Here is a 10,679-nt window from a genome sequence, read left to right on the forward strand (position 1 = left end):
TTGTACAACTTGCCCCCTATTTCTCCATTTCTTCAAAAACCAGTAAACAAATCGCTAGGAAAACATAAAGCCCCAATCAGCTTGAATACAAGCTAATGGGGCTTTAGTCACTCTGTTCATGTAGTGCTATTAATGCACGATCCGTAAGAATGCGTCGACGAGGCGATTTTTCTTGGAGATATTGTGCATGTCATGACAGCTAGACCGGGTAAAATTAAGCAAACCGTACATGTGCCCTTTGATCGGCCCCGCAATTATGAGATCAAACATACCAAAGAATTTTTGATATGACACAGGAATTGCTCTCTTATATTCGGGAAGAAAGCTTTAAAGTATTATGATTCGTTATTTGGCCATTTTTGCGTCTGAAACGTGTTTTTTAAACAAATCAGGTATCCTCGTTCTGTGACATGCCCGTTTAGCACTCATTTGCTCAAAATAACGAATCGTCGTTCCTTTTCATGGTAAATGGGTTCGACAACCGCCATTTCGTGCCACAACGAGCACTCAGGATTTGGGTGTGTTGGGCAAAGTTCTATATGGGACAACCTCATCTTCTTTGGATTTATTCGAATTAGAAGCTTTTCTCGAAGACCACAAGGCTTCGATTTCCTCCAGCGATTTTCCCTTTGTCTCTGGCACAAGACGCCATGTGAAAAAGAATGTAAGCAAGGCCATGAAACCGAATATCCAGAATGTCACCGCTGGTCCTGCAGAGCCAAGCATCGGAGGAAAGGTCTGCGATACGATATAATCCGCTGTCCAAAGTGCCATAGAAGCTATCGCCGTAGCTTTTCCACGAATACGATTCGGGAAAATTTCGGACATAATCACCCACACGACAGGCCCAAGCGATATAGCAAAGGATGCCACATACAGTAAAATAAAGATTAGCACCAAAGGCCCTGAAGGTTGTCCCGATTGAAAGGCGGCGCCTATAACGACTAGGCAGACTGTCATCGAGGCAGATCCTACTAGTAAAAGGGCTTTACGTCCCACCTTATCGATGAGCCATATTGCAAGAATAGTGAAGAGGAAATTAATCAAACCGACCAAAATGGTCTGAATCAGCGAAGCATTCGTGCCAGCACCCGTTTCCTTAAAAATTTCCGGAGCATAGTACATAATCGCGTTAATACCCGTAACCTGCTGGAGAACGGCCAGCCCCACACCTACGATTAAAGCAAGCCGTAAAGCTGGGCTGAACAATTGGCGGATCGATCCGCTTTCCTGTTGGAACGATTCCTTGATATCCAGTACTTCCTGTCTGGCCAGTTCGTCGCCGTGAATCTTAAGTAAAATTGGAAGAGATTCTACTGCTCTCCCCTGCTTGATCAACCATCTCGGACTTTCAGGTACAAAGAAAAGCAGAACTAAGAACAGCAAGCCCGGAAGAACCCCGAAACCAAACATCCATCGCCAAGCTGTTGAAATATCCCACGCGTCGTCGCCATAACCCGCAATGCCCATATTAATGAAATACACGAGGAAGATACCGGTCACCGTCGCAAACTGATTCAGAGCCACAAGACGGCCGCGATACTTGGCAGGCGCTATTTCCGCATTATAAAGAGGACATAGCGTAGAGGTAATACCAATCCCAAGTCCGCCAATAATCCGGGCAATAATATAAGCGGTGAACGTATTTGGAATGGCGGATCCGATGGACCCGATAATGAATAGAATCGCAGCTATAATCAGCACTTTTTTCCGACCGAACTTGTCCCCCAGCATACCGGATCCTGCTGCTCCAACGATACATCCGATGATTAAGCTGGAGACCGCCCAACCCACTTCCACCTGGCTTAGGTCGAAACGTTCTTTCATAAAACCGATTGCACCCGACACCACAGCTGTATCAAATCCAAATAATAAACCGCCCAAAGCGGCTACCATCGAAACTAGCGTTACAAACTTCATGCTTACTTGTTGGTTTTGATTGTTTATATGTGAGCTCATAAGCGATTATCCCTTCTGACTTATCCGCACCTTCATGCGGGTCTTTTATCATGAATAAATCGTAAATCCGTCTAATGCGAGACTCATTATACCATGCGTTTTGTTCAAGCTAGGAGCCAATTCCCTTCACTTATTTGTTGTTTACAAGCATAATATTGATGCCTGCAATTATCCGTCGGATATAGGGCGGCAGACTAGCACATTTTTGTTCAGGAATAACAAAAAAGTCCATGCATCTCTGCATGAACCTTAGTTTTTATTAAAGTTGGTTGCGGTATTCAGTAGGCGCTACTCCTGTTACCTTTTTAAATACTCGGCTGAAGTAATTAGGGTCTTTATAACCCACCATATAGCAGACTTCCTTTAAGCTGAATTGCCCGTCCTTTATGAACTCCTTGGCCCTTTCGATCCGCAGCCTTGTCACATAATCAATGAAGGTTTCTCCCGTTTGCTGCTTGAATACTTTACTGAAATAATACGGGTTCAAATGGACATGCTCCGCAACATCTTCGAGGGAAAGCTCCTCGCGGAATTTATCTTGAATGAACGTGATGGCGTTGTCTAGGACACTCCATGTTCGCTGCTCACGTTCCTCACGGATTCGTTTGATGGCCAATTCTACGTAAGTACGTTCAGAAGTATTGTCTGCCATAAACTTATCGGCCGTTTCCCGCTCTCCTTCCAGGGAGAGCATTTTCAGATCCTCAAATGAGCAAAGGTTACCCCACTTTTTAGGATACGTAGATGCGAAGACGGCTTCAAAATACGATCTCCTTATTCCCTCGATATCCATTTGGACGGTCCCGATGCCTACATTAGCGTCTATACTACGCTGTTGGTGGAGTGTCTCGACCAGCTTATTGCCTAGGAAATGAGCCTCTTCCCGCAATACCTCATCCTTGATGTCTGCCTTCTCGAGAAGAAAGATGACCATATGCCAATGGACCATGGAACTGACCACGCAACCGACCCTATTCTTGATAAATCCTTTGGCGAAGTTTTTTACCGTTTCGTAAACCTTTTTCTTTTCAAAGCTCAATTCCTGCTCGGAGATATGCCCGAATTCCGGCAAGGCGAGCACAAGAGCACATCCTTTATCTATGGAGAGCTCGAGGGTATCAGCCAGATACCCCACCTCGGTTTCATTCACTTGGTCTGACATAAAGACCAGAGCCATTTCCGTTTCCGCTAGCGGGAGCAGATGGAAGTACTTATCGCGCATTGCGAACTCCTCGTCGCGCTTTCTTTGGTCCTGGTCAATTTCAGCTACCAGCTGCTGGAGGAGTGAGACGATTTGATCGCGTTTAGCCGGTTTGATCAGGTACTCTTTTACTCCCAAGGAAAGGGCTTCTTTGGCATATTCAAATTGTTCATAGGCTGTAACCAGTACCATCTTGATCTGCGGACTATGAGCTTTGATTTCCTTTAAAGCCTCAAGACCTTGAATGCCCGGCATTCGAATATCCATCAGCACAATATGCGGCCGAAATTCATCTGCCTTTTGAATAGCCACGCGACCATTCTCTGCATGAATAATTTCAAACGTATTCGGCATCATTCGAGTCACAATCCATTCAATGCCTTCTCTCTCTAAGGCTTCATCATCTGCGATCAGTAGGCGATACATCTCCATCCTCCTTTCCTGCAGCAGGAATCCGGATGAGGACAGTCGTCCCTCGGCCCGGCTCACTGTGAATATCTACAAGATTCTTTTTTTCATAAAATAATTCAAGACGTCTAAACACATTGCGCGTCCCTAAACCAGTGGATTGTCCCTTTTCTTGACCAAGCAGCGGTTCGGATTCGAAGTGAAGCAGAGACTCACGGACCTCCTCGCTCATTCCGATCCCATTATCCGATATGGCAACCCTTACCTCACCAGGCCCGCACGCAATGCCTAGCTTAATCTCAGCCCCTTCTTCCATTCCCTCAATACCGTGGACGAAGACGTTCTCTAGTATCGGTTGAAGGGTTAGCATGGGCACATACACGTCCAGTCCGCTCTCGTCAATATCCGTTACGAAATGAATCCGGTCGCGAAAACGGGCTTGTTGGATGGTAAAGTACTCTTTGGCATGCTCGACCTCATCCCTGAGCGTCACCGGGCGATCCAATTTCCGAAGATTATACCGAAGAAGATTCGACATGGACACCATGAGATCGCTTGTTTTCTCAGCACCCTCGAGCAGAGCAAGCTTGGATATGACATTCAAGGAATTAAAGAGAAAGTGTGGGTTTATCTGATTTTGCAAAACTTCCAGCTCCAATTCTTTGACCAGCTTGTCCTTTTCCAAGCTTTCTTTCTCTTTCATAATCAGTTCTTTCAAATTGTCTTGCATGCGCCCAAAAGCTTTAGATAACATACCAAACTCATTATGCTCACTAATCTGCGGAGGTGGAGCTTGCAAATTCCCGTCTGAAATTTGTTGAGCCGTTAAGGCCAACTGCTTGATCGGTCGGGTAATACCTAGAGAAATCCAATAAGCAAACAAGATGCTTATCAGCGTATTCAAAATAAAGATAGCAACTCCCCAGTGATTCATAACTTCTGTTTGGATAAGAATTTGTCTGTAAAAGGGTTGATAATAACTCAGTTCCAAATCAATCAGATGATGTCCTTCTGTTTGGATAAACGCTGCTGTCTGCTCAGCCTCTTCATAGAAAGCCGCATAAGCCAAAGAACCTTGGCTATTTAAAGCTTCTATGACACCCGCTTCTTGCCCTATAAACGTATCGATCATGTTGCGATAGCTGCGGACTGCAAGATCCGTAGTTGGAATAGTCGTCCCTTGTGCAGACAAGCTTCCCCGCAGATGATTGAGCTCATCCCTCTGACTTATATATGCTTTGCGGCTGTTCTCCGTTCGATCCATTAAGTAAACATTCAGAGCACGAAGATTTCCTTGCGTTTGCCCGGCAATTTGCTTGTACAATAATACCCGATCCAGCATCATATTATAGCTTTGCTGCACCGTTCTTCCGCTTTCAAAGATGAAATAAGCGACTGCGTTATTCAAAATAAAAAGCATAGGAATGACAATAAATAGCATTCTACGTATATTCATGGGCTGCTCACACTTGCCTTCAAATGGTTACTATCCATAATGTCTGTAGCGGTGTAGTGCTGGACCGGAATAGAGCCCCCTTTGAAAATATCTGCTAGCAAATAAACGGATTTGAATCCAATCTCTTTGGGCTGCTGAACGATGGAAGCTTGGATTGCTCCTTGGGCGATGCCCATCTTGGTTTCCTCCAAGTCATCAAATCCGTACACGCTTACATCTGCTCGATTCGTTACCTTCAGTCCTTCTACAATGCCAACCGCATCTAAGGAGCTAAATCCCACCATCGTCTGAATACTTGCATATTGGTTTAACATAGCTTCTGTCTGCTTAGCGGCTTGAATCCGCGAAATATTCGATGAGCGGACGGCTACGATTTCAAAACCTGGCGTATTTCGAATAATGGAACGGAAACCCTCTAGACGCAGCTGTTGATTATCCGCCAGTTCGCTTCCGATCATGACACCGATACGGCCTTTCCCGCCAGCATCTTTCACCACAAGCTCTCCCATGCGTTTGCCTGCTTCCCAATTATCTGTTCCGACGTAGGCGAGTCTTCGGCTCTCCGGCTCATCCGCATCTACTGTGATCACGGGTATACCTTGATCTATTGCCTTGCTAATCAGAAGATCATAGTGCTGCTCCTTTATCCCTTGCACGATAATGGCATCCGGCTTGGCAGCAATCGATTTCTCTAGAAGATTCATTTGTTCAGCAGGATTTATGCGAATCGGCCCCATGTAATCAATCTTCATACTCAGCTGCGCCGCGGCTTCTTTCGCTCCCAGCTCCACCGTTCTCCAGAATGGATTGTCGATCTCTTGAGCTATAAGCACAACGTGCTTGATACGTTTATCCTCTACTTTGCTCTGTTCCATTTGCCCGACCAGGTGATCAATCTTAAGCGTGGAAGATAAAAACTGGAATAAAAAATAACAGAAAACAAGAAATATGCCTATCAGCCCCACCGTCCACTTTTTCTTTGACATGGAGCACCCCCGAGGTTTAGTAAAAAATATAGATTTATTATACAGAGCCTGCAGATAAAACGGAAATCACGTATAGTATTCGATGATGAATAATTTTCCTATACATGGCAAAAGGTACTACTGACAATTTAAGGAAGGATGAACTGGAGACAATGGACAAAGAAAATCAAGAGATGACTTTAACGAATCGACAAGGTCATCCGATTTCAGATAATCAAAACATACGAACAATTGGAAATCGAGGACCGTCAACGCTCGAAAACTACCACTACATCGAGAAAATATCCCATTTTGATCGGGAGCGCATTCCAGAACGTGTTGTACATGCACGTGGTGCCGGTGCCCATGGATATTTTGAGGCCTATGGTAAAGTAGGTAATGATCCTATATCTACCTATACACGTGCCAAGCTTTTTCAAGAGGCTGGTAAACAGACTCCTGTATTTGTCCGATTTTCTACTGTCGTTCACGGCAATTACTCTCCAGAAACATTTCGTGATCCCCGTGGGTTCGCCACAAAGTTTTATACCGAGGATGGTAATTGGGACTTAGTCGGGAACAACTTGAAGATATTTTTTATTCGCGATCCGTTGAAGTTCCCGGACATGGTTCACGCCTTCAAACCAGACCCCGTTACTAACCTGCAAAACCCAGAAAAAATGTTCGATTTTGTATCAAACTCTCCTGAGGCCACTCACATGATCACATTCCTGTTCTCTCCGTGGGGGATTCCAGCCAATTATAGACAAATGCAAGGGTCCGGTGTGAATACCTACAAGTGGGTCAACCAAGACGGACAAGCTGTATTAGTCAAGTATCACTGGGAACCGCTGAAGCAAGGAATGAAGAACCTGACTCAAAAGGAAGCAGAAGGCATACAGGGTAAAAACGTAAGTCATGCCACGCAGGATTTGTATGAAGCTATTGAGCGAGGCGAGTATCCGGAGTGGGAGCTCTGCGTTCAAATCTTGAGTGATGACGAGCATCCTGAGCTCGACTTCGACCCGCTTGATCCGACTAAGCTTTGGGATCATGAACAATTTCCTTTTTTACCTGTAGGCAAAATGGTGCTGAATAAAAACCCCGAAAATTACTTTGCCGAAGTCGAGCAGGCAGCTTTCGGTACTGGGGTTCTGGTAGATGGTCTTGATTTTTCCGATGACAAGCTGCTGCAGGGCCGAACATTCTCCTATTCCGATACCCAGCGATATCGCGTGGGAACGAACTACCTTCAGCTGCCGATTAATGCCCCCAAAACACGTGTAGCCACGAACCAACGAGATGGGCAAATGGCTATCATGGTTGATCGAGCTCCCGGACAGAATCCGCATGTGAATTACGAGCCCTCCTCGCTTGGCGGGTTAAAAGAAGCCGTTCCTTCTGGAAAAGAACATCAACCTATGTATAATGACAAATTAGTCCGTGAAAAAATTAGCCGAACCAATGATTTCAAACAAGCCGGAGATACTTACCGCAAATTTGAAGATTGGGAACGCGATGAATTGATTGCGAATTTGGTAGATGCTCTGAAGATATGCAAACCAATTATCCAGAGTAAAATGATCGAACATTTCACAAAGGCTGATTCGGATTACGGACGACGTGTTTCTGAAGGTCTTGCTCAAGCTAACGTCGATTCGGCACACCTCGGTTCCGCATCTGAAAGAGATGGCGCTGAAATTGCCGAGAACTCAGGAAAGCGAACAGATGGATATTAAAGATTAAAGACGAAACACTTGATTCAGGAAATGACCGAGTAAGGCTCACAGCCTTCCGGTCTTTTTTTCGTTTCCCTCGCTGTTTGAACCGAAAGTTTTTGCTGCACTCATGGTATTAGACCATACAGCCGTACCCCTAGATGAATAGTCTAGCTAATATCTACTCCATTCCCCCATCTTAAATAAAGCGAGGTTGCCATATGGCAAATCCCTATACGAAACACCGAATTCGCAAAATCACCCGCCGCTTCGGCCTGCATCCGTTGAGATCAGACACGGTTGCTTCCTTTTACCGAGAAAACGCTATTATTCAAGTACAAACGGAAATGGGCATCTATGCCATGAAACCCTTTTTTCGAAATACACTCCTCCGCACGAGTACCGTTCATCAAATGAAAAAAACGGCAGCGTATATAGAACTCATGATGAATAGCGGATTCAGTTACATGCCCAAATGGCTCACTACCCATTCTGGGAAGTTATGGACTTTGCATCACGGACGCCCCTTCTATATGACCGAATGGATAAATGGAAGGAATTTGGAAACGAACGAAGATTTTGAAGAGCTTGGCCGGGCCCTTGCCATGCTACATACTACATCTAGTGGTCTCCGTGTCACTAAAGGGCCCTTCACGAATCAACAAATCGAATTATGGAAAATCCAAGATCGCCTCTTTCGTAAACGAATGGCAACAGCTATCCAAACGCATGAACGGAACCGCAAATGGTACAAAACATACGGAAAATACTGTAAGCGCCTTACCAGTCGGGCATGGGCTTACTTAAGCAGCCCCGAGATTAAAGATCTTTTGAAGAAGGAAGAGCACCGTCCCGCATTGATACACAACGATATTACTTCCCCTAATGTCATCATTTCTGAGAGTGGCCAGCTCTTCATTATCGATTGGGACCGTGTTAAAGTTGGTTCCATCTATGTGGATCTTGCGAAAGCGCTCATGAACACCACACAATTCAATCCCGGTTTCATATTAGCGTTGTTAAAGGGGTACGAAGAACGCCGTCCTTTAAACGAGACCGAACGCAAATTAATTTCATCCTTATATGGATTACCTAGGGAAGCTTGGCACGCTACTCGGTACCCTCATCAATCAAGAAGCCGTGAAATGCTTAATATTTTGGAAAAAACTTGGCATCCCCGATTAAAAGCAATGGATTTATTAGATACATGGACAAAATCAATCCCTAAGGAGAATGAGCATGAAGATGTCCATGAAGTCGTCAATGAAGTCACAGGTTGAACAAATATATGGCATTAAAATTAAAGAAACTCTTCAAATAAAAGATATTTATAAGATTCGGACCACGAACGAGACTTATTGTTTAAAAAGTTACGCTTTCCCGGAAGAGGAGGTCCGGTTTATTACCCGGATTCTATCCTATATGGATGAGCGTGGTTTTACTCGCAGTCAAAAGGTTTCTCCTACGGTGGAGCAATCGCCATACATGACTCATAATGGCCTTTTCTACACATTAACGAATTGGGTTGACGGCCAGAGGCCGGACTTTACGAGGAGGAGAGACTTAAAGAAAGGCATTCGAACTTTAGCTAGGTTCCATTCCATAGCGGAAGGATTTCCTACAGCCGAAGCTCCGGAAGCAAGAATTCGATATATGGGGCTGGATCACGAAATTACCGAATATAAAACCCTGCTCAGTTCATACAAAATTACCTCACATTTAGCAGCACTTAGTGAGGACGTACTAGACCATTTACATCAGCCCAAAGTGATAGAGGCTATCGATACGGAACAAAAAGCTTCCTCATTTGTTCATGGCGATTATAATTATCCCAATCTCATGAAAGACAAACGGCGGAAGCTGCATCTGATCGATTTTGACAACACTTCGCTCCACGCCAGAATGAAGGATTTGTCCCATATTCTTCATCGAAACGCCCTCTGGGACGGTTCGGAGATGCTTCGTTGGATCGATTATTATCAGAGATATCGTCCCTTGAGCTCTTCTGATCTCTGCCTTCTTCATGCCCTTTTATCTGCACCTTATCATGTGGTCCGGAACATTAGGATTGGCGGTATTCGTTTGGCCAAAGAGATTATTCCGACAGCCGCCCATTTGAACAAGTATCAGCGTGAGCTTAGGGCGTTACTGTAGTTGGAGTTTAAACGCAAAAAACCCCAAGCTCACATTAGAGTGAACTTGGGGTTTTTGCACTTATTTTTCGCCGCTTGGTTATTTCTTCTTATAATATCCACGCTGCTACAGCAGTTATTTCGTTTTCTTATCTGCTTTTTAGTGCTTATTCAGGTAACTTTTTACCTGCCAGCCCTCTTTACACATTACTTTTGTACTTTCACGATGGTCTGACCGATTACCAAAAATCCATTTACATAGCCTCGAAATTCTAGGTTTTCATTTGGTCCTGTCCAAGTAAAATCGGAGCGTTCGAATTTGAATTGTCCGTTCTTTGCTTGGTTATAGTAACCATTGTTGCTTGTTAATGCTTTAACACCATTAAGTGTAACCGTATTAAGGTCAAATCCTTCGCTTTTGAACCCTTCAAGTAAATTCACACGAACGGTAAACACACCATTATTGCCTTTGATTACTGTTGGTGTTACTTCAATGGAACTCGCAATGTAAACAACAAACTGTTTTTGAATCGTAGTACTTAAGCCTGCAGCATTGCTTGCATTTACTGTGATTATATATCTCCCAGGTTTATCCAATTTAATTGTACTTTCATTAGCAATTGGTTTGCCTATAGATTCGCCTGGTGCCGTAATCGTCATATTATCGGAAACAATGCCCGACAAAATATCTCGCGTAGAATAACTTAATGTTAACATCGTGTTGAGCTTGAACTCGCCACTCAAATTCATTGTGATTTCTGGCGCCGTGCGGTCGATCTTCACTTCTACGGTCTGTACCTTCTCTGTGTTCCCTGCTTGATCAACCGAGTAGAAGCTGAC

At 44.4% G+C, this 10,679-nt stretch carries 6 protein-coding genes and 2 pseudogenes; 3 read left to right on the forward strand and 5 right to left on the reverse strand.

Annotated features, from left to right (window positions below):
- Nucleotides 1–507: 507 nt before the first annotated feature.
- The 4 genes from GC102_RS37425 to GC102_RS37440 all read right to left on the reverse strand — a co-directional run bounded on the left by GC102_RS37425 (nucleotide 508) and on the right by GC102_RS37440 (nucleotide 6,010).
- Nucleotides 508–1,959 (reverse strand): sugar porter family MFS transporter, encoded by a 1,452-nt coding sequence (locus GC102_RS37425; protein WP_171694017.1) that lies wholly within the window; start codon nucleotides 1,957–1,959, stop codon nucleotides 508–510.
- A 259-nt stretch (nucleotides 1,960–2,218) separates the two neighbouring features.
- Nucleotides 2,219–3,586 (reverse strand): AraC family transcriptional regulator, encoded by a 1,368-nt coding sequence (locus tag GC102_RS37430; protein WP_171694018.1) that lies wholly within the window; start codon nucleotides 3,584–3,586, stop codon nucleotides 2,219–2,221.
- Nucleotides 3,561–5,024: a sensor histidine kinase gene (locus GC102_RS37435; RefSeq protein ID WP_171694019.1), complete on the reverse strand. Its 1,464-nt coding sequence runs from the start codon at nucleotides 5,022–5,024 to the stop codon at nucleotides 3,561–3,563. Before GC102_RS37435 ends, GC102_RS37430 begins: the two co-directional genes overlap by 26 nt.
- Nucleotides 5,021–6,010: a substrate-binding domain-containing protein gene (locus GC102_RS37440; RefSeq protein WP_171694020.1), complete on the reverse strand. Its 990-nt coding sequence runs from the start codon at nucleotides 6,008–6,010 to the stop codon at nucleotides 5,021–5,023. The genes GC102_RS37435 and GC102_RS37440 overlap by 4 nt, the downstream gene beginning before the upstream one ends.
- A gap of 167 nt (nucleotides 6,011–6,177) precedes the next feature.
- Between GC102_RS37440 and GC102_RS37445 the strand changes: the two are divergent.
- From GC102_RS37445 to GC102_RS37455, 3 genes and pseudogenes are all read left to right on the forward strand, one after another.
- Nucleotides 6,178–7,728, forward strand: a pseudogene (locus GC102_RS37445) (catalase); the annotation flags it as partial.
- Nucleotides 7,729–7,928: 200 nt separating this feature from the next.
- Entirely contained in the window at nucleotides 7,929–8,987 is a 1,059-nt protein-coding gene (locus GC102_RS37450; protein ID WP_171694022.1) for a phosphotransferase, read from the forward strand.
- Nucleotides 8,947–9,861 carry a YutH/CotS family kinase-like spore coat protein gene (locus GC102_RS37455; protein WP_246321349.1) on the forward strand — a complete coding sequence of 305 codons (915 nt, stop codon included), beginning with the start codon at nucleotides 8,947–8,949 and terminating at the stop codon, nucleotides 9,859–9,861. Before GC102_RS37450 ends, GC102_RS37455 begins: the two co-directional genes overlap by 41 nt.
- Before the next feature lie 185 nt (nucleotides 9,862–10,046).
- Here the strand turns inward: GC102_RS37455 and GC102_RS37460 are convergent.
- Nucleotides 10,047–10,679: pseudogene (locus tag GC102_RS37460) on the reverse strand (OmpL47-type beta-barrel domain-containing protein); the annotation flags it as partial.

It is taken from the genome of Paenibacillus germinis, from assembly GCF_013141785.1.
GTDB lineage: Bacteria > Bacillota > Bacilli > Paenibacillales > NBRC-103111 > Paenibacillus_E > Paenibacillus_E phytorum.